The sequence below is a fragment of the Bacillus sp. KNSH39 genome, from assembly GCF_052656585.1.
In genome coordinates this window covers 344,772-366,461 of sequence record NZ_JBQXYO010000001.1, presented here as the reverse complement: position 1 = coordinate 366,461, position 21,690 = coordinate 344,772, and the positions used below count along the sequence as shown (strand labels likewise).

The following is a 21,690-nucleotide window of genomic DNA, read 5'->3' as shown; positions in this document are numbered from 1 at the left end:
TTTCTCCTCTTACTTTTTCATTAGTTGTGCAAGTTTTTTTATACCTATTTCAATTTCTTCTAACGTTGCGTATGAATACGATAGGCGCAAAAATTGATTTGCACTTCTATCATATAAAGTACCTGGGTTTAATAAAACCTTTTCTTGCAGAGCTTTATCAAATAAACTGCGATATGAAATGGTTACTTTTATATGTACCCATATATAAAATCCCCCTGTTGGTTCATGCCAAGTTGCTATTTCACGAAGATATTTATCTAACATTAGTAACATAAAATCTCTTCGTTTTTTCAATTCACTTCTTACAAAGCGCAAATGCTCATCATATAGACCATTTGTAAACCACTCTGCTGCAATTTGCTGGGATATAGTGCTTGAACCATAATCTGTTTGCATTTTTATGTCTGACAATCTTTGAATTACTGGCTCAGGTCCAACAATCCATCCAATTCTTAACCCTGGACTAATTACTTTGGACATGCTTCCAATATGTAGTACGATTCCATTTTTATCATAGGCTTTTAAAGGTTTCGAACAAGGTGCATCAAACCATAAGTCTTGATACACTGCGTCCTCTATAATAGGTAATCCAATTTCATTACATATTTCCATCACTTCTATTCGTCTCTTCGCATTCATACTAAAGTTCGTTGGATTATGAAAAGACGGGATTGTATATAAAATAGATGCATTAAATTGCTTCTTATATTTTGTAATATATGATGTATTTAAACCGTTCTCATCCATTGGTATTCCAATGAAACGCATTCCTGCGGATTGAAAAACATTAAGCGAATATAAATAGGATGGTTTTTCTAATAAGATGGATGCCCCTTTTGGAAGAAGCCCCATAGAGATAAGTTGCAGCGCTTGAATTGCTCCTGAAACAATTAATATAGAGTCAGGAGATACACATATACCATGCCCCTTTAAGTATTCGGAAATCTTTTCCCTTAAATAAAAATTTCCTTTCGGCTCTTCATACCCAAGCGTCACATTTGACTTTAAAAGCTTATTCATAATTTCTTTCATCTTTTTCTCAGGTAAGAGACTCGGCGCGAGCTCACCTGTTCCTAATCGAATTACATGTGGATAAAATTCAGCTTGATTAATCTCCTGAATAGCTGGGAGATTCGGATAATGAAGTCCTGTTTCTACATAAGACTGCCAATTAGGCGGGGGTGCGTAAGTTGAAGCATTCTCATTATTATTTACAACAATTGTTCCTTTCCTGCCATTCCCTTCTATGTATCCCTTTGCAACTAGTTCACCGAAAGCCATTACAATTGTGCTTCGATTCACACCAAATGTATGTGCCAAATCTCTTTGTGAAGGTAATTTCGTTCCAACGGTCCATTCTCCATTAACGATCCTTTCTTTTATATACGTTTCTATTTGTTTATACAGAGGAGTCGCTAGAGACATATTCGGTTTCCAAACGAATCTTTCCATTATATCACCTTATATTCTTTTTGGTTGGTAACCTCCCCAACCATATGGATGGATACAAATTTTCATTTCTTCTATACAATATACACTATCATAATGAATTAAAATAGGAGGTAATATGATGAGTAAAGCAATTATTCATGGTATCATTCTTGCATTTGGACTTATCATTCCATTAGGTGTACAAAATGTTTTTGTCTTTAACCAAGGTGCGAGCCAACCAAACATTTGGAGGGCAGCCCCTGTAGTATTAACTGCCTCTATATGTGATACGTTACTCATATTGATTGCAGTGCAAGGTGTCTCCCTTGTACTCCTTACTTTTTCTTGGCTAACTAACTCGTTATATATAATTGGATTTTTCTTTCTCCTATACATGGGCTTTGTTATTTGGAGAAGTAACCCTTCCAACGATGTAAAACAAGAAAAAAGTATGCCCTTAAAAAAGCAAATCCTTTTCGCAGCATCCGTTTCGTTATTAAATCCACATGCTATTTTAGACACAATCGGTGTAATTGGAACAAATTCTATTCAATACATAGGAAGTGAAAAATGGGCTTTCACACTTGCAACTATTATCGTTTCTTGGATTTGGTTTATAAGCTTAGCGTTAGCGGGGAAATTTCTAAAAAGACTAGACTCAACCGGAAAGACAATTTTATTATTAAATAAATTTTCTGGTCTCATCATATGGGGTGTCGCGCTTTATATGTTAAAACAAGTTATTTATTCTTAATGAACGAAAGAGAATTGCATGTTACTCAAAACATCATGCAATTCTCTTACAAATTATGAAGTAGGCTCTGGTTTCTGTTTTACCGTCTTTGCATCCTTTGCTGGTTTAATCCAAATGATTGCTATGATAGCACCAATGGCAGCGAAAATACTTGTCAAATAAAACACTTCATGGTCCGCCCCTTTCATGAAAAAAGAATATAAAGGTGGTCCAGCTGCTACACCGATAAATCGCATTGAACTATAAAATGACGTAACCGTTCCCCTTTGCTCCTTTTCAATTCCTTGTGTAATGAGGGCATCTAAACATGGGAGTGCCATACCAATCCCTATCCCCATAATAACGAGACAAAGAAGTAGTAAATAAATCCCTTTTATAAATAAAGGAATGATGACTGATGCAGCTGCCATTAAAAAACCAATATAAATACACTTCTTCATAACATTTTGATTATCTCCAATTTTTTTACCGGCCATATATGAACTAAGTGACAGTACAAGTAACGGGATAGCAAGCACACACCCTTTCCATATACCATGAATGTCATACTTTGATTCCAGTATAGTCGACAAATAAAAGAGAATTCCGAATAAAATAAGCATAATAATTGCACCTAATGTAAAAATGGCAATTAACCATCTTCCTTTTTCTCGAAACGTAGACAGAATAGATTTTATAAACTCTTTAAGTGGTGGTACTTCTCCTTCTTGTTTCTTTGCCTTTACTAGAACAAGCAACAAAACAATTGATATGACACATAAAACTGGAATCGCCCAAAATGGTAAGAACCATACAATGGCAGCAAGAGCAGATCCTAAAATAGGGCTCAGCACTTTTCCAAATGTATTGGATGTCTCAATAATTCCCAGGCCTGTACTAACTTGTTTTTCGTCTTTGTATAAATCACCAACACACGGTATAACAACCGGCATTGCCCCAGCAGCACCAATACCTTGAATCGCTCTACCGATTAATATCCAAGTGTAGGGATTATCAACTTTCCAAGATACCCAACCAGTTATAGCTCCTCCTATAGCCGCAATCAGCAAACTCGGAACCATTACCATCTTTCGTCCCCATCTATCTGATAAATAACCAGCAATCGGTATAAGTAAAATGGCTACGATAGAGTAAATTGTAATAATCATGGATACTTGAAACGATGAAATATGTAATTTCTTTTCAATTGTCGGCAAGATTGGAATGAGCATTGAATTCCCTAATGTCATGACAAGTGGAACTGATGCAAGCGCAATTAAACAACAGTTTTCTTTTTTTAACATGTTGATTTCGGAACCTTTCATCATATATTTCTTACCATATAATAGCCCTGCTGGAACATAATTTTCATTCCACCAGGGCTATTACATCTTTAATACTTCCCATTCACAACAAAAGAAATTGGGTAAAATATAGTATTACTTCTATTCTTTGAATTCTGTTCACTATATATCCATACCAATTAATTGAAAAAAAAGAAAGGAAGAATCCTTCCTTTCTCCTATAACCTTATACATTTAGCGAGTATATCCGCCACCAAGCTGTTGTTCTGCCATCGCTACTAGGCGTTTTGTGATTTCACCGCCTACAGAACCGTTTGCACGTGAAGAAGTATCAGCTCCAAGTTGTACACCGAACTCTTGTGCAATTTCATACTTCATTTGATCTAAAGCTGCTTGTGCTCCATGTGATGCTAATTGATTAGAATTACGATTTCTAGCCATTACCAATCACCTCCTTATTTATATATAAATTGTGTTAAATTCAAATTAAAATACATGGAAATTTTTGGTTATTTTTCACCATAAAAAAAGAGCCTCTAAAACGAGACTCTCACATCATTTCACATTACGAACTTACTACTTCTAATTTTCTATTTATTAATACTTTCATTTCTTCTTTTAATATCTCTTTTGAATTATGTCCAAACCATTCTAAGGAAGCAAAAAGATCCGTACCTCTCACTTCCTGAATAATCTCATCATAATTTACAATACCTTCAAATAACGGAACCATACCAATACGACTTCCTGCTGCAGCATATACATTATTAGGTTCAAACACATGCAAATAATCCGCTGAAGATATATTCTTAAAATGGTAATGTAGTGTCCACGGCTTTAATCGATGGAAACTGTCTATTGGATCTGCGCCAGACTCCCATATATGAAGAAAATCAAGATTTATTTTTAAATTCGGATGGTTTACTTCTTCTAATAACTCTATAGTAGAAGGCAATGTGTCCGTTAGTGTATTGGGATGTGTTTCTAACAGCACATACATATTGTTCTGAGCAAACACATCACAAATCTTACGTATTCGCTTCACATACTCTTTTCTCTCTTGTTCCGAGAAGTCCTTGCTCCCTTTTTGCCCAGCAAACGTGCGAATTTTATTCGTATTAAACCAATTAGCTAGTACTACAAGTTGTTCACTTTTCTCTATCGTTTTTTCAAAATCTGCTGATAATGATATATCTAAGTAATCACTTATCATCGTAATTTCTAAGTTTTTATCCTTTAGAAAATTCAATTCTCGTTCTGTCGTTTCACGTTCTTGCATGTACAAATTTTGTGCATGCGTCCCCCATAATTCAATTCCTTCAAAACCGTTTTCATATGCAAATTGAACAATATCAGTAAATGAAATTAATTGATGACGAAATGAAATGGTACATAGCGAATATTTCATAGTATTAAACTCCCCTATCTTAAATTCAGTTAGCTTATTAAAGAGTTGCGACAGATTGATTTGTTTTCATACCTTTCCATGATAGAAACTGTCTCTCTAATTCCTTCTTAATTTGCAGTTCAATTGCATTCATTTCATCCAGTTTTTCAATAATCGATACTAGCATACCTTTATTATTCGTCATTGCCATTTTAATTGCACGATACTGTACATTTGTAAATCCTTGTACAATATCCTCTACCCGATCACACCAATAATCAAATTCTTGCTCCGAATATTGCAACGTTTCACGGAAGTATGCAAAGGCATGCTCATAACTATATTTACGAATTGCAAGTACTGGTATTTGTTTTACTGCTGCTACAAGTCCAGAAAGCGCATATCCTTCTTCCTCATTTGCCATTTTTACAATTAAATTTTTCAGTTCCATAGTCAGTTCATTTTCGTTCTTTTTGAATGTTTCTGTGAAATAACTAGCTACTGTTTCTTGCGTTGGCTCCCCAATTCCTTCTATATCAATGAAATAACCTCCACCAAATGGGTTATCTTGAATAGAGTGAAGTACTTTTTCTCTTTCCATATTTCCTTCCCAACGAAAATCAGGATCTAGCATGAACCACTCTTCTTCTTTCTCTGTTTTTGATATCATTAAATAATGTGGAAACGGTTTTTGATGAAATTTATTTTCCCTCTCTGGTAATAGAGACATATCAACCATTACAATGACATAACGATTTTCCGGCTTGTTTTCTACTAATTCTAAAAACGTTTCTACATTGCTATCTTTATCTTTTGCATGATCATACCATTCGTTTACTTTAATACCGTACAATTTTTCAAACCAAAGTAAATAATGATCATGGTTAATGTTTTCAGAGTGATATGAAATAATTCCGCCTTGTGTTATATCAAAATCTCCATCCCATAGTCCAAAATAAAATGGACGAAAATCAATGTCGCTACGCCTTTTTATAATTTCACAAAAACAACTCACTAAACAGTGCACTTTAATTGAAGTCATACTCTCATCCACTTTCCTAAAAGTTAGTTATTCACATTTACTTCCTGTAACGGCTCTAACTCTTCCATAAAATCAAGCAAAGATCCTACAGTAAGAAATGCCTTTGGGTCTACCTCATCCTCTGGAACGCATAGCTTTACATACATTTCTATGTATACAATAAGCTGTAACATCATTACCGAATCTATATATAAATCTTGATTTAAGCGCATCGTTTCTTCTAAATGCGTTACATTTTTCAGTTCCATTTTTTCTATCATAATTTTTAACACGGCATTCTTTAACGCTTCCCGTCTCATGTTGTAACCTCTCCCATCTCTAGTAACTTTCTACTTACTTTTCCAGTTTTATTTTTAGGAATTTCATTTACACTTTCAATTTCATGCGGAACTTTATAAGAAGGTAAGTGCTGAATACACCATTCTCTTATTTTCACTGGATCAACATGAGAGATCACTTTCGCTTTAACTATTTCGCCCATCACAGGATGTTTCCCCCGATATACAATTGCCTCTTGCACACCTTCCAATCGAAGCATCGTTTCTTCTACCTCTATAGGAAAGACTTTTAATCCTGAGACATTAATTACATCGTCCATACGCCCCATAAAATGAATGCCACGCTCAGATTTATACCCTAAATCCTTCGTGAAAATTTCCTTATCATTCATTTTCACGACGATTTCTTCCGGTGCATTTTCATCTGAACCTATGCTTATACTTGCATGAGGTAGAGGGTTTCCTAAATCTAAATGGCTTTTCATATCATGACATATACTAATACAACCTGCTTCAGAACAACCGTATTGCTGCATCATATATGTTGTCATTTTTTTTAGTTTATAAAATAGTGCTTCTGGCAAAGGCGATCCTGATGTCATAATTTTATGAAACTGGAACGTTCCTAATGGAAAACTCCCCATAATGTGTAACATAAGTGGTACTGCATATATAATATGTTTTTCTGTATTGCGAACTATATTTAATGCGAATTTAGGATTTTTGTTCGTAATGATTACAGGCTTGCTCCCCCTCGTAATTGCTGATAACGTACCACATATTAGTCCGTATGAATGTGAAACAGGAGCCATAACGATTGGCACTTCATCTACTTCACAGTTTAAAGCTTCATTATAGGCAGTAATTTCTGTATCAACTTCCGTCCATGCTCTACGAATCAGTTTCGGTTCTCCCGTAGTTCCCGAACTATATTGCAATAAAGAAGGCTCTTCTAGTAAAAAGTTCCCTACTTCTAATTTTGTAAAATCGCCATATTCTCCATATAAAATCCCTACACAATTCGCACGCTTTGCCATTTCAATAGCCGTTTCTTTTGGCGTATCTTCATGTATAAGTAATACTGATGATTTCTTTTCTTTTAAGAAAAACACAAGCGTAATAATATCGAATGGATCTTTCAGACAAAGTGCAAATCTATTTCCTTCTGCTTTTTGAAATTGTTCCATTTCCTCATAAACTTGTAATCTCAATTCAAAATCACTTTTGCTATACTCTTGTTTATTAACGATTAGCATAATTTCCCCCTGTAACAGCTGATTTTTGTTTCATAAGTTGTCTTACTCTATACAATGGATTTGGAACTTCATGAACAAGCGATTCCACATCCATATATAATCGACGTTTCGTTAATTGTTCAGCATAGAATGTAGGTGCATATAATTGAATATTTTCAAATCTACCTTTCAAATGTGGATATATTCTTAAATGATTTTCAATTTCTTCAACAACCATCATCCAAAAATGTTCTTCTTTCAATCCATACTCATCCGCAAGTACGAATGCTAATTCTCCTAAATTAAACAGAAATAGTGCATCTAACACCATCTCTTGCAAACATTCAATGCGATCCATTTCAAAGAAATCATTCATTTTTCCATTCGCATATGTTTTATGCATTTTAGTAAAGTCGGGACATTTGTCAACTTCTTTCAAATATGGACGATAAAACTCAAGCCCTTCATGAAAATCCTTTAACGCAATACGAACAGGCACCCCTTCTTTATGGACTAGAATCATATTTTGTCCATGTGATTCCAGTGCGATGCCATGCTCTACAACAAGATGTATAACTGGTATTATCGCTTTTTGAATAAGTAATTGTAGCCAATCCTTCATTCCATATTTATTCAACCACGCATCAATAATTGGTGTACCATCTTTCTCTTTAGCGTATAAACCATTAAAAGGAATTGCATCCTCTTGTGCATCTAAATACTTGTGAACGCTTTCGCGCCAAATGCATCCTAATGAACCATATATAGCTTTCTTATTCGTGTCATACGTTACACTTGAAAACTCACTTAACAAGATTAAACGTGCTTCATCCATTAAATAGGCGTCATTACTTACAACATCATTTAACCAATTTGATATTACTGGTGCACTTACAACAGAGTATGGTTTCAGCGTACGAAGTGTTGAAGTGTTGAGTAAATTCATCGATAATTTAACGTACGGTTTCTTTGGACTCGTAATATTTCTTAACGTTCTCATTGACTGTTGCGCGCAATAATCGTCCTCTGATGTTCCTAAATAAATAATAAATTTACCCTGTATATGATCCGCATAATTTGAAATGATGAAATTCTCCCACTGCCATGGGTGAACAGGTATAAACACGTACTGTTTTGGATTACATCCCTTATTACGAATTCGTTCCATAAACTCTTCTAATTTACGATCGCCAATCTCCTCTTTTAAAATGTTGTTATACATCACTTCATTCTCATAACCTACAGTCGCATAATTCTTATGTGCTGCAATCCATATGAGTTTTATTGGCTGCATAAATTCATAACCATATTGAAAATTGTCACGATATTGAAATCCAACACGTGCTTTATAACTAGGATGATATGGATGGCCATCTATTAATTGGCTTTCAAACTCATCGTAAGATTTTTGAGTATATTCTCTCTTATTATTTCTTTCATATTGTGCAATCGTGTCTTTAAATATTGTTTGTTCTAATTCGTGCATAAAAGAATCTAATTTAGCTTGTTCTACACTAGTAACCCGAAAAACTTCTTCTAGAAATTGCGAGACAGACTGTATTTCTTGCTGTTCATCTTGGACTCTTACTATTAATGAGTCTAAAGAAATACGTCCAAATGTCATCCGTTCCCTGCCATAGCATTTGTACGTGACACTTTTGTCTTCTTCATCAAGTCCTTGTATTAGAAAAAGAAGTTGTTCTTCTTTTTCTATGCGAACCGGTGTAATAATCCCCTCATAAATTAACGATTCTACTAATTGACGTAGCACTCTTCTTCGTACTGAAATGTAATCTTCTGATTCGAGCGCCTTCAATACTTTCGTATGATACATGTCCACTCTCATAAAACCCTCCACCTTATGACAAAATACCATTATTTGTATTACGTGAAATTTTAACGTTATTTATGAACGAACAGCCACTTCTCTAACGAGTGGATTATGTACTTGCACATAAATAGCTTGCTCCAATGGATTACTTAACTCATCGACATCGAAAAATCTCGTTAGTAAATTTGCTTTACACGCTAACTTATCTTCGTCCAATAATTCTCTTAAAAATGTAGAAGGTTCCCGGTTATATGGAAGAAATGATTCAAGTACAGACCTTAATTCCGAGAGAAGAATTTCCTCCTTAATTAATCCTGCTGTGCCAAAACCATTAATGAGGCCAAACATATGATTGAAAATTAAGTAGTAACGAAATCTCTCATCCACAATATAGTCGTCATATAAATTTCCAGTACGTTCTCCAATACCAGCTAATTCATTATTAAGCTTTTCTTTCATTGAATTACAGAAATAAAATCCTTGATTATCACGGAAATAATATTTGACCGGATAACCATCTTTTAGCTGAACAACGCTATTTTGCTGATGAGCTTCTAATGCAACACCATACTGTAAATACATCCATACCATTGGCTTTAAAGAAATATTCATATATCGTCTAAACCACTCTAAGCTTACTTCTTCACAGCTTTTACTTTCTAAATCTGCTAGACGATGAATAATATTCGATAACCGCGTACGCTCTCCAGGTATAGCGTCTTGAACTAGCCCAGCAATTAATGTTGCGTCGTTTGCATGTTCACTATAAAAAGGATTCTCACGAATAATTACTTCAAATCCAGATTCTTGTGTTCCATAATTTAATGTAATAAAGGCTGGATCACAAATAAAATCAAATCCTGGAAATCTTTCTCGTACTTCACCAATAGCCGTATTTAACATTTCCTTCCCTTCAAGACCACTCTCAAGTTCTTTCAGTTTATTAATACGCATTGAATTCGTTACTTTCACCGGAAATGAAAACTTAAGCATATACTTCGAATCGGGATGATACAGTGTCCTTAGTGATGATGTTGCCATATAATACTTACCTACAGGTCCAATATACTCAAGCAATTCTTGAACTATCCAATCTTGTACGTAAGCTTGATGCAAGAGCCATTCTGCCTGAAGCGGGTGAATTGGAATTAATGCATATTGATCTTCCTTACAGTACTTCGCTATAAATTCCTTACTAACCGTCTCATCATTGCTTAATTCTTCTTTTATAATCATTGTTGTAGAATCTGATAATAATGATTTTTCATTTACTATACTTTTATGTGCCCGAAAATAATGAAGCTGACATTCTCCTTTTAATTCTGGAGAATACATTGCACTTTTCCAATCCAATATCCCCTGTCTACTCTTTGGTGTAGGATGAGTTAAATGCCCAAATAATAAAGACTGCTCCGCTTCTATAAAAGTTGTATGGAAACCGTATAATGCGGATTTATCTTCTATTCTCTCTTTTGTAAATTCCTCAATATTTTGACAACTACGAATGACTCGAAGCATAAGTTCCGCAGGATTCGTTCCTTCTCCGTAGTTGATAGACATCTCTTTTATTAAAAATGTAATAACTGTAACGTAATCTGCTGTAATAACAGAATTACTATCTCCAATTTGATAATAAAATTGTTCTCCAAACAAATGGCGATCTGTTGATGATTTATATATAACTTCTCCATACAAAGTAACGTTCTGTGCCGATAGCCGACAACATAAATATGTGGGGACTGTATCTCTATTCAACGTATTACTGAAGATACTCTTCATTCTTTCATCCTCTGTAATCCATTCTCCACTCCCTGTTTCTCTTAAATAACAGTTTAAAAAGCTTTGTAATGTTGCATGTTCTGCGATTTGTTTCGCATGCTGCATGTTGGTCCTCCTCTTTATATTAACGCTATGAGAATTTCATATTACAATTGATAATTGAATATCGTTATCAACTATGATTCTAATTGATAATGATATTCAATTCAATAGTATATTTCAGAATTTTTTTATCTGCTTTAATTTTTATTGTTTTCCCTCTTTTCTTTAATCTAGTTAAAAATACACAAAAAAATACTCAGTTTCAAACTACATACTTACTATTTTTCATTAGTAATCTATCCAAAATGTTTAAACAAAAGAGGTATACCTTAATTGGTATACCTCTTTCAAACATAAAATTTACATAATAATATTATTTATATCTCTCCAGCAATATGCTGTCTCTTCTACCTGTAATCGCTCTAAAAATTTTGTATCAATTTTTTCTGGGTTAAATTTTTCATAAAACTTTTTAGAAGGATTATTCGTAACAACCCAAACTAAAAGTGATTGCATATCATTATTTATACAATCCGATAATAAAGCTTGAAATAACTTTTGTCCTATTTTCATTCCTTGATACTCTTGTAAAAGGTAGATTGCATATAATTCTCCATCACAATTATATGTACCAGTTCTTTCTACTCCCCCATCGATGAATCCAACTATTTCTCCATTTAAATTCTCTGCTACAAATCTAAATTGATGATTACCCTCTTTTTGAAAAATATCTTCCCATTGTTTTTCTCGTTTCTCATATGCTATATTATCTAGAATTTCGTCAGCAAATATCCCTTTATACGTTGCTTTCCAACTATCGACATGCACCTTTGCTATACCTTGTATATCATCCTTTATTGCTCTTCTAATATGTATTCCCATCATTTCTCCCCCTTTATTACTCATCATTATATCAATTTCATTCCTTAAAAATCCAAATAAAAAAGAGTGAATTCACTTCACTCTTTTTTATCACAATTATCTACTTTCCACTTCAACTGAAACTACTCGATCAATCTCTTTCAGGGAACTATATAATTCTGTTGTATATAAATCTTCTGGAGCTAAAATAACCATCTCTAGTTGCTGAAATGCTCCACTATCTATATCTTTAATTTTCACGCGTTTCACATGCATGCCTAAATTTTTAATTTGCTTAAATATACCATCTAACTCATGATGCTCTTTAACAGTAATTTTTATAGATAAATCCTTTTGTCTTAATGAATACGGTCCTGCAATTTTCACAAGTTGCGGAAGTACATTAATCGCTAAAATAATTAAAACCATAGCAACTGTCGCTTGTAAATAAAATCCCGCACCAATTGCGATTCCTAAAGCTGAAGCAGCCCACACCATAGAAGCTGTTGTTAATCCAGAAATAACGTCATTACTTCTTCGTAAAATGACACCTGCGCCAAGAAAACCAATTCCACTAACAATTTGAGCGGCCAGTCGCATCGGATCCATATTTGTATGTCCTGGAACAGAATATACATGCACAGATTCAATTGAAACCATCGTAATTAAACAACTTGCTACAGAAATAACCATACTTGTTTTCACACCAAGTGGTTTATTCTTTAGCTGCCTATCTATCCCGATGAATAATCCTAAAAAGAGTGCTAAACCTAATTTGAGTAAAAATTCATATGACATATTCCTATTCTCCTTACTTTACAATGTTTCCCTTAGAATAACTCACTATAACTCTTTTATGATATCAATTCCAGTCTTTTCTATTCATTTAACGTAAAAAACCGAAAAAACATTTATAACGATGTTTCTCCGGCTTTTTATTACACTTTAGATTCTTCTTTATTTCTGATCTTTAATCTTAATTTCTGCACCTTTGTAGAATGCTAATTTACTGTCATTATACTCTTTTGTAAATTTGTTAAACTGCTCTTTCGACTTTTGTGCTTCCACATTTAATTCATTAACAGTTTTAACTTTTTCACCGATTTCTTTTAATTTCGTTTCTTTTACTTTTAATTTTTCATACAGTTCTTTTTCAGTCGCTAACACTTTCGTGTAATTTTCATTCATCTTTTGGAATGCATCATAACGATTCTTATACGACTCTTCTACTGCTTTTGCTTGTTTTTGTAACTTCTTATCTTCAATCTTCTCTATATTACTTTGAACAGATTTCGTTTCCTTCTGTGCTTTTTCTAGCATTTCTTTCTCACTTTTCAATACTTTTTCACGATCATCTACATTTGCAGTAGCTTGCTCTATTTTCTTCACAACTGCTTCATTATGATCTTTACCTTCTTGCAAAATTTGAGCATATAATTCTTGCCCTTGTTTCTCTAACTGCTCTAATTTTTTTGCTTCATCCACTAAAGATTTTTCTTGTGTTGCTGCTGTTTCAAAAGCTGTATATAGATTTTCTTCTGGCTTTTCACCGAAACAACCTGTTAAAAGTCCTACTGATAATGCTCCAACTACTGCTACTTTTCCATACTTCAACGTTCATTCCTCCATTACATACGGTTATCATGCCAGAAGTTCACTGGGAAGTGACTCTCTTCATGATAAGCTTCAAACTCATAACCTTTTTCTTTTAGCCCCTTTAAAATTGCTGGCACAGCAGCAACTGATTGCGGGTGAATATCATGCATTAAAATTACTTCTTGTGGTTTTGTTGCGTTTGTTAATACGTTTTGAGCAATTTGTGCTGCAGCTGCATCAACTGGCATTTTATTGTATCTCCAATCTAATGAATCAATTGTCCAATCCCATACTTTAAATCCGCCTTCTACCACTTTATTTCGGAGACCTTCATTCAATCCAGGCATCGAACCATATGGAGGACGTGTTAATTTAGGTGATTTCCCAATAATATTAGCGATTAAACCTTGATCTTCTTTCATCTCATTTACATACTCGCCATTTTTATATAACTTTGCGAAATTATGTGTCATACTATGCATGCCTACATAATGACCCTCAGCATTTTCACGTTTCACTAAATCAGGAAATTCTTTTACATTCGCTCCAATTAAAAAGAACGTCGCCTTCGCATCATGTTGTTTTAGCGTATTTAATAATTCAGCCGTATATTTCCCTGGCCCATCGTCAAATGTAAGATAAGCAACTTTTCTTTCTTTTCCATTAAAACGACTTGGTGCCGTTTTATTCATTTCAACTTTCGGCTGTTCACTTGCAAGCTGCACTACATTTTCTTGTTTCGCAACAGCTTTTGCTGGTGAAGTAATTGATTGAAACATGTAATACCCAATAGCTACTGCGGCAATCGCTATTAAAACGACTACTATTTGTTTAATTTTTAAAGCTTTTTCCATTCTATCGAATTCCTCTCCCTATTAATCTTATATATAAATCGCCCAATATAATTATACATCTATTTATTTTTATTTCACCATATAAATAGATTTTATTTGTATTATAATGGGAGTTTTATCAAAATTGTTGTTCCTATTCCTTCTTTGCTTGTAACACTAAGCACACCGCCATGAAGCTCTACCATTTTTTTAACGATAGCTAAACCAATACCTGCACCTGCAGCATGATTATTAATTTGGTAAAATGATTGCTCAATATATGGTAAATGTTCTTTAGCAATTCCAATCCCTTCGTCTCTTACCTTAATCACTGCTTGTCCTTTTATTTTAGTCGCTTCAATGTGTATTGTACTTTTTTTATGTGAATACTTAATTGCATTTTGAACAATATTCAAGAAAACTTGCTTTAACCTATTTCGATCTCCCATCAATTCAATTCGGTCTATAGTAGTAATAAATTGAATTTCCTTCTCTTCCGATTTAGGAGTTAATTGCCAAATCGTCTCCTCTAGTATATCGTACAACTGCACCTTTTGTTTATATAAATTAAAATGATTTGATTGTAATCTTGAAAAATCTAGCAATTCTTCTACTAAATGAATCAATCTATCTGTCTCACCTGAAATAATGCCCATACCTTGCTTTATTTCTTCTTCTGTTAAATGATCTACTGTTTTTAACGTCTCACTCCAACCTTTAATTCCTGTTAAAGGCGTTCGTATTTCGTGCGAAATAGAAGCAATGAATTCATTTTTCATCTGCTCAGCCTTATCTATTTTATAGGCCATATAATTTAAACTATGTGCCAATTCACCTAATTCTCCAGGATAATCTTCTTTAATTTTTTGCTTTAATGTGCCTTCTGCAATTTGTGAAGAGGCTTGAATAATGGATTCAATTGGCTCAACAAATGAATTTGCCAAACGTCTACTAATTAAGAAGGCGACTCCCGAAATAACAATACCTACAGAAATAGTAAACGTAATAATTTCAATAATCTTTTTATTTACATTTGTTAAAACAGTCGTATATTTTAAAACACCAATAGTTTGTCCTTGATGTATAAGTGGGCTTAGCACCTCTAGTTGTTTTTTATTACCTTTCGTAGTAACTTGATTATACATTTCACCTTCTAATAATGATGGCGGAATATTCACTTTACCTTTTACCTTTTCACCACTTGAAGATTGTATAACCGAGCCGTGACGATCAATTAACTGTAATTCTGTTCCTTCTAATTGAAAGCTACTAATTATGTCACCACTATATTCTTGTAATCGAATAAAGTATAGTGAATTGTATTCTGAAAAAAAACGTGTACTCGTTTTCGCATGAGACTCTATATATTGCACAATACCATTATAATAGTATCGATAAATTGAGACTGAAAATACAACTTCAAATAATACAAGCATAAGTGTAATGACCGTCATAAAATATAAAGTCACTTTCCGTTTCATCTTATACTTTCCTTCCACACATATCCTTTTCCCCACACCGTAAGAATAAATTCAGGTTCTGATGGATTACATTCTATCTTTTGACGTAACCGTCTCATATTTACATCTACTACTTTCGTCTCACCTACGTAATTGGTTCCCCAAATCATATTTAAAATTTCATCACGCGAAACTGGCTTTGAAGCCTGATTCATTAAATACTGTAATATCATATACTCTGTAGGTGTTAAATCGACTAATTGTCCATCTTTATACAATCTTTCTTCTATAATATTTAACGAAAATGGACCTGACGTAACAATATTCGTTTTTTCTTCATGTACTTCTATTCTTCTTAATAAAGACTGTATACGTGCAGTTAATACTACTGGACTAAACGGTTTTGCAATATAATCATCTGCACCTATTCCTAGTCCTTGCACCTTATCTTCATCTTGTACACGTGCGGTTAACATAATAATACCCATTTTTTCATTTTCTTTCCTGATAGCCTTACAAACTTCTAAACCATCAATCCCCGGTAACATTACATCCAGCAGTGCTATATCAACAGTTTGTTCACTCAAAATTTGTAACGCTTCTTCTCCAGTAGTAGCTTCTATTACATAAAATCCAGCACGTTTTAAATTTAAAACAATAAAGCTACGGATCGTTAATTCATCTTCTAAAACTAAAATTTTTGACATAATTCCCACCTCCTACTCTTGTTGATAATCCGCTAGCGGTTTTATATATGCTTTCACTTTTTCAAATTCCGATTGCTTCGGTACTGCATATACGTGAGAAGCCGTTTTAATTGCTGCGCTGTAGCCTTTTATATTGAACCATTCTTTCCGCTTAAAAATATGAACTTCAAGCCATATTTTATTTGTTCTTGTATCCAAAAACTTTTGAGAATTTGATTCTTTTTGCTGATCTGGTATTGTAATTTTCCCTATTAACTCTTTAGGAATTTTCACATAATACCCTTTTTCTATATCTATATATCGTTCTTCAATTGGTTTAATTCCAGATTCACTCCACTGTATGTAACGTTCAAAAAGCGGACTATCACCATGTGATTTATCTTCCCAACCTTTTGGGCGTACAGTACGAACAAATTCAATAATGCCGTCTTCATTAACATCTTTACTTTCTACAACATATTCATTAAATAAATCTTCTTTCCCATCTATAGGTAATACTTCATAATGATCCTGATCAAATTTTGCTACATAAGTTATACCTGAATGAGCCCCTGTTCCCGCATCGATTACAACTGCCTTTAATGATTTAGAAATACGACCCATTTGTATTCTTTGAATACTATTTATAAATGGATCGTATGACACTTCAGATAAAGTCTTAAATTGTTCCATGAACTCAACTGTCAGCTTCTCATCTTTTTCAAATGTAACAAGGCTTATATCTTTCAGTCCATTTTCATTTAGATCCTCTATGAATAACTTCGTATAACTTCGATTATATATTTCCTTCATCTCTTCATTTTCTTCCGAAAAAACATACATAACATGTTCTAACGATTCACGATTTACAGAGATTCCGATTAACAACTCTCTCTTCCCGTTCCCTGTAAAATCACCGACTTCAACGATATCTACATCTCCACCATCAAATTTATGTGTGGACTTTATTCTCCAGCCATTTCCGATTTCTTCATATACGGCTAAATATACGCTATGATCTTCATTCGGCAATTTATAAAATAAGATGGCTTCTTTCTTATTATCTTGTTTAAAATTCATTGACCAAATCATCTGTTTATCTTTGTTAGACATTGGAGTAAGTAAGCGATAATTAACAGGTAAATCTTTATCAATTTGTTCCTTTAATTCATTAATCCATTTTTCATTTGTAGGAGCTTCCATTAGACTTGTTGGAGCTTCAGACATTTTACATCCAGTCAATATAAAGATAATTCCCATCATGCTTAACCATTTCTGCATATGATATCTTTCCTTACCACAAATTTTGAATATGTCCTTTTACTTTTTTACCTATCCATTATACTCATACATATGAGTATAATTTTTCTAAACTAAAAAATCGTTACAGAAAAGTTACAAATACATTCCAAAAAAAAAGATTGGCAAAAGCCAATCTTTTTTTATTATTCATTTCGGACTGATTTTGGCGTTACACCTAAATGATCATTTAATTTTTTTGAAATATCTTTTACATTTTTTTCATTTGGAATGTAATAATAAATACCACCGATACGTTTATCTGTGCCTTCTATTTGCAATTTTTCCATTTCCAAATTAGATCCTGCCATATTTTTTGTGATGGCAAGCATATCGTCAAATGTTAAGTTCGTTTTCATATTTTTATCAACCGCATCTAGTAAAGAGCCCATTTTGCTAATTGATTGAACAGACATCGCTTTTTTGGCAATTGCTTCTATTACAAGTTGCTGTCTCTGTCCACGCATTGCGTCACTATCAATTTTACGCGTTCTTGCAAGTGCAAGTGCTTGTTCTCCATTTAAATGTTGGTAACCTTTTTCTAAATGGATCATACCAGCTTGGTCTTTACTATCTTGTTCAGTGAAAGTAACTGGTACATCAATATCAATACCACCAATTGAATCGACAATTTGTACGAATGATTCAAAGTTAAACTTCACATAATAATCAACAGGGACATTTAAGAATCTTTCCACCGTATCGCGTGTGCTTTCTACGCCACCAAATACGTGAGCATGAGTAATTTTATCTAATTTTTTTCTAGTTGGAATATAAACACGTGAATCACGTGGAATACTTACTAGCTTAACAGACTTATCATCTTTATTAATTGTTGCTAATAAAAGTGCATCTGTTCGAACTGCTTCGCCATATTGGCTTTTTCTCATTTCACTTCCATCTACACCCATGATTAATATTGAAATATTATCCTTTAAAGGTTCAACTTCTTTATCACGCTTTGATGACTTTTCAATTTTCGCATACGCATCATTTACAACAGCTTTTGCTTTATTATATATAAACGAACCATATCCTACTCCTCCAAAAATAAGTAGGAAAAATGGAATTAATATGAACCATTTTATTGACTTTCTTTTAGAACGCTTTTTATTACTTCTCGTATTTTGTTCTAATTCAGAGCTCATACCCATTCGCCTCTCTTTCTCTTTACCAAGTATAATGTAAGTCTATTTATCTTCATATTGAATTTCCTTTCAGTAACCTTACAATTTTGTAAGGTTACTACTAAAACCCAATATGTATTCCATTTCACATTATACTCTCGTACTTATTTTTGGCAAGTCACTATTTACCAATTTCAAAAATTTAGCACTTCGCAACATGCGAATTTATAAATTCATTAACTCTTTCATTTTAAATTAGGATATCTTTTTCCAGATAAACGATATGAATAAAGAGTCCAGCTAATGATAAAACCTCTATGAATACAGTATATTTCACGTTATTATTTCTCAAACGGCGTATACATGCTTTTCTTCCCCTGATTATCAATAAAAGCCGACTTTGCTTTTATTTTCGTTTTTTCTACTTCCATGTCTTCATTTGAGAAGTTCACAATGATTTTAATATTTTTTCCATAAGAAACAGATTGTACTAGCTTATCTTCTGACAAATACGCAAAATTCGTCATCTCTTCTTTTACTGCTTTTTCATGAACTTCATTCCAAACTTTTAGATGCTCTGTAATTTCTTTTTTATGTTTATTCCACTCTACTTCATCTAAATGGTACAACGGAGGAACATTATACAATAATTCAGACAGCATTCGATTTCCAACTTCATCTTTTACCTTTAAACTTCCCCATTCCCAATGATGCGTTGTAATAACGGAATCATTGTATACTAATTTATATAATGGTACTGAATATACTGGGTTTAAATATACTTGTTTATATTCTTCTTTCAATGGTACTTGTTTTGCATATTTTTCGGGAACATTTTGATTTGGTGACCAATATCCACCGACATAATACGGACTTGTTTTATTTTTCCGCATATCTTCATCGTCCCATTTAATAACAGGTGTTTCAATTCCGTGTGCAAATGCAATCGTACTACTAGCAAAATCATTTCCACCTTCAGAACCAACAACCATACCCTTTTCTTGCGCAATGTAGTCCATTCGTTTTAAACGTGCTTTTAAATCTTGCTCTTGTGTCGTTATATGTTTCGCTGAATAGTCATCGTAAATTTCACCTGTCGCATCACAATCAATAAACCATGAATTATATTTAGGACCATTTTGTAATATATCATTCATGCGTTCCTTTACACTAGGCAGCGATAAAGTCGGGTTTAACTTGCGACCTCTGCCTAAAAAGCCTTGCACCTTTTCTCCGTTTTTCTTCGTTACAGTAGCCTCTTCATATAATGATGGGTCATTAAAGGATGCTGTGTTCCAATTTTTATCACTTTTTTCGTGAATGGAATGATATGAATCATACGGACCAACTAAATACCCCATTTCCTTCGCTTTTGTCACGAAATTAGGTTGCATAAATCCTTGTTCCCAGTTCGGCAGACCAATCCACGCTTTTTCTATTCCTACCTCTTTCATTTCCTTTAGTATGTCCGTTCCATCTGCATTACCCCATTTACTTACCTCTTCAACCGCATCACCAAGTAGCGACTTTAATAAATGCTTATTTAAGCTATACAATTCTGTGTTCGTTAAGTGACCTACACCTTTCTTTAATAGCACACTAGCTTCCTGATCAACGTTTTGAAAAATATCCTCTTTATAAAATTCCTTCATGGATAATACTTCGTTTATATAACGTAAAATAACATTTTTTTGATACTTATCAATGAAATCTTGTTTACTTACTTGATCTAATACATTCAGTTCCCCAGGCTCTGAACTATTCTTTTGAATAAGTTCTTTTATATGACTAAACAGCGGGCTATTTATTTGCTCCCTTAGTTTTGGCCAATTTATATTATTTTCTGATAGACCATTTTGATTCCAAAAATAAAAATGCGCCGCTCCATATAACTTTTCGATTTCTTTATTTTTTCTAGCCTTTTCTTGTAATGTTTTAAATTCACCTTTTCGAACAATATCATCCTTATACAGTTTAGCAATGCTTACCGCATCATTATTTGTCACATATAATTGAAATCCATATGTTTTATTTTTATTTATGCTCGGAAATTCATGTGTAAAATCAAATCCTATTTTCGGATCCGAATGAAACTTCAATTCATTATTAAACATATTGTTTGCAATATATACAATTGAATATTTCGAACCATTTAATGCGAAAAACTTCATAGAAAATGATTCAGCAAATGAATATGCATCATCCTTTAAAAACTTCTTCCAATTCTCATCATTGCTCGGAATTTGCTTACCCTCCCATAACGGAAGTGTATAATTTTCAGCTTCTACTTTCGGCCATGTAAAGCTTTCTGCACCAGTCGATTCCACTTCAATGTTTAAGTGGTCTTTTTTCTTTTCTAATTTTATTTTTACTTTTTGATCTGGATATTCCCACGATGTACGATCCTTTTCTTTTTTTACATTCGATACCTTCATTTTCGGTAGGGGTTGTGATGCCTGTTCCTTTACCCCCTCATGTTCTACAGTTAATGTGAATGTTTCTGGATTTACATCATAAGTAAAATCTTTATACGTCGATTTCTTTATTTTAGACTCTTGTACAGCATTACTACCTTTTACGTCACAACCGACTAAAGTCGAAAACGACATAGTTGTAAGAAGACATATCGCTATCATTTTTTTCATCCTCTGCACCTCCACCAATGAATATACAGGTGCTTTGTTACAGGAATGTGGCAAAAAATAATAGAGCTAGCATTTTGCTAGCTCTATTTGGAGTATTAAAAGTTGATATGAACAACTATAA

General features: G+C 33.5%; 19 protein-coding genes. 1 reads left to right on the top strand and 18 read right to left on the bottom strand.

What is annotated here, in order from left to right; translation table 11 throughout:
• Positions 1–9: 9 nt before the first annotated feature.
• Positions 10–1,452 (bottom strand): aminotransferase-like domain-containing protein, encoded by a 1,443-nt coding sequence (locus tag ACUL40_RS01780; protein ID WP_000439422.1) that lies wholly within the window; start codon positions 1,450–1,452, stop codon positions 10–12.
• Between the two features lie 118 nt (positions 1,453–1,570).
• On the opposite strand from ACUL40_RS01780, the gene ACUL40_RS01775 reads away from it, so the two are divergent.
• A complete protein-coding gene (locus ACUL40_RS01775) occupies positions 1,571–2,185 on the top strand; it encodes a LysE/ArgO family amino acid transporter (RefSeq protein WP_445422921.1) in 615 nt (204 codons plus the stop codon).
• Positions 2,186–2,238: 53 nt separating this feature from the next.
• Here ACUL40_RS01775 and ACUL40_RS01770 read toward each other — a convergent pair whose 3' ends face one another.
• The 17 genes from ACUL40_RS01770 to ACUL40_RS01690 all read right to left on the bottom strand — a co-directional run bounded on the left by ACUL40_RS01770 (position 2,239) and on the right by ACUL40_RS01690 (position 21,569).
• A complete protein-coding gene (locus tag ACUL40_RS01770; RefSeq protein WP_445422946.1) occupies positions 2,239–3,468 on the bottom strand; it encodes an MFS transporter in 1,230 nt (409 codons plus the stop codon).
• Between the two features lie 234 nt (positions 3,469–3,702).
• Positions 3,703–3,909 (bottom strand): alpha/beta-type small acid-soluble spore protein, encoded by a 207-nt coding sequence (locus ACUL40_RS01765; RefSeq protein WP_000113545.1) that lies wholly within the window; start codon positions 3,907–3,909, stop codon positions 3,703–3,705.
• A gap of 124 nt (positions 3,910–4,033) precedes the next feature.
• Entirely contained in the window at positions 4,034–4,876 is an 843-nt protein-coding gene (locus tag ACUL40_RS01760; protein ID WP_000877685.1) for a sugar phosphate isomerase/epimerase family protein, read from the bottom strand.
• 37 nt (positions 4,877–4,913) lie between these two features.
• Positions 4,914–5,897, bottom strand: coding sequence for a DUF6005 family protein (locus ACUL40_RS01755; RefSeq protein WP_000200730.1), 984 nt, complete (start codon positions 5,895–5,897; stop codon positions 4,914–4,916).
• A gap of 23 nt (positions 5,898–5,920) precedes the next feature.
• The gene (gene asbD / locus ACUL40_RS01750) at positions 5,921–6,196 is read right to left on the bottom strand and encodes a petrobactin biosynthesis protein AsbD (protein ID WP_445422922.1); all 276 of its coding nucleotides are present in this window, start codon (positions 6,194–6,196) and stop codon (positions 5,921–5,923) included.
• Entirely contained in the window at positions 6,193–7,431 is a 1,239-nt protein-coding gene (locus ACUL40_RS01745; RefSeq protein ID WP_000909573.1) for an AMP-binding protein, read from the bottom strand. The genes asbD and ACUL40_RS01745 overlap by 4 nt, the downstream gene beginning before the upstream one ends.
• Positions 7,418–9,256: an IucA/IucC family protein gene (locus tag ACUL40_RS01740; protein ID WP_016124465.1), complete on the bottom strand. Its 1,839-nt coding sequence runs from the start codon at positions 9,254–9,256 to the stop codon at positions 7,418–7,420. The genes ACUL40_RS01745 and ACUL40_RS01740 overlap by 14 nt, the downstream gene beginning before the upstream one ends.
• 60 nt (positions 9,257–9,316) lie before the next feature.
• Positions 9,317–11,125 carry an IucA/IucC family protein gene (locus tag ACUL40_RS01735; RefSeq protein ID WP_088338910.1) on the bottom strand — a complete coding sequence of 603 codons (1,809 nt, stop codon included), beginning with the start codon at positions 11,123–11,125 and terminating at the stop codon, positions 9,317–9,319.
• 297 nt (positions 11,126–11,422) lie between these two features.
• Positions 11,423–11,944: a GNAT family N-acetyltransferase gene (locus ACUL40_RS01730; RefSeq protein WP_000511208.1), complete on the bottom strand. Its 522-nt coding sequence runs from the start codon at positions 11,942–11,944 to the stop codon at positions 11,423–11,425.
• Between the two features lie 96 nt (positions 11,945–12,040).
• Complete coding sequence (locus ACUL40_RS01725) at positions 12,041–12,721, bottom strand: MgtC/SapB family protein (protein ID WP_000119510.1); 681 nt, start codon at positions 12,719–12,721, stop codon at positions 12,041–12,043.
• 159 nt (positions 12,722–12,880) lie between these two features.
• The gene (locus tag ACUL40_RS01720) at positions 12,881–13,537 is read right to left on the bottom strand and encodes a YkyA family protein (RefSeq protein ID WP_000873566.1); all 657 of its coding nucleotides are present in this window, start codon (positions 13,535–13,537) and stop codon (positions 12,881–12,883) included.
• Between the two features lie 14 nt (positions 13,538–13,551).
• Positions 13,552–14,373 (bottom strand): peptidoglycan-N-acetylglucosamine deacetylase, encoded by an 822-nt coding sequence (locus ACUL40_RS01715; protein WP_000409484.1) that lies wholly within the window; start codon positions 14,371–14,373, stop codon positions 13,552–13,554.
• A 101-nt stretch (positions 14,374–14,474) separates the two neighbouring features.
• Positions 14,475–15,833 (bottom strand): sensor histidine kinase, encoded by a 1,359-nt coding sequence (locus tag ACUL40_RS01710; protein WP_445422923.1) that lies wholly within the window; start codon positions 15,831–15,833, stop codon positions 14,475–14,477.
• Positions 15,830–16,519: a response regulator transcription factor gene (locus ACUL40_RS01705; RefSeq protein ID WP_000036068.1), complete on the bottom strand. Its 690-nt coding sequence runs from the start codon at positions 16,517–16,519 to the stop codon at positions 15,830–15,832. The genes ACUL40_RS01710 and ACUL40_RS01705 overlap by 4 nt, the downstream gene beginning before the upstream one ends.
• A gap of 12 nt (positions 16,520–16,531) precedes the next feature.
• Positions 16,532–17,779, bottom strand: coding sequence for a hypothetical protein (locus tag ACUL40_RS01700; protein ID WP_322368006.1), 1,248 nt, complete (start codon positions 17,777–17,779; stop codon positions 16,532–16,534).
• Between the two features lie 164 nt (positions 17,780–17,943).
• Entirely contained in the window at positions 17,944–18,945 is a 1,002-nt protein-coding gene (locus tag ACUL40_RS01695; RefSeq protein WP_002182662.1) for an LCP family protein, read from the bottom strand.
• A gap of 320 nt (positions 18,946–19,265) precedes the next feature.
• Positions 19,266–21,569, bottom strand: a complete 2,304-nt coding sequence (locus tag ACUL40_RS01690; RefSeq protein WP_136363308.1) for a glycoside hydrolase — start codon at positions 21,567–21,569, stop codon at positions 19,266–19,268.
• Between the last annotated feature and the right edge of the window lie 121 nt (positions 21,570–21,690).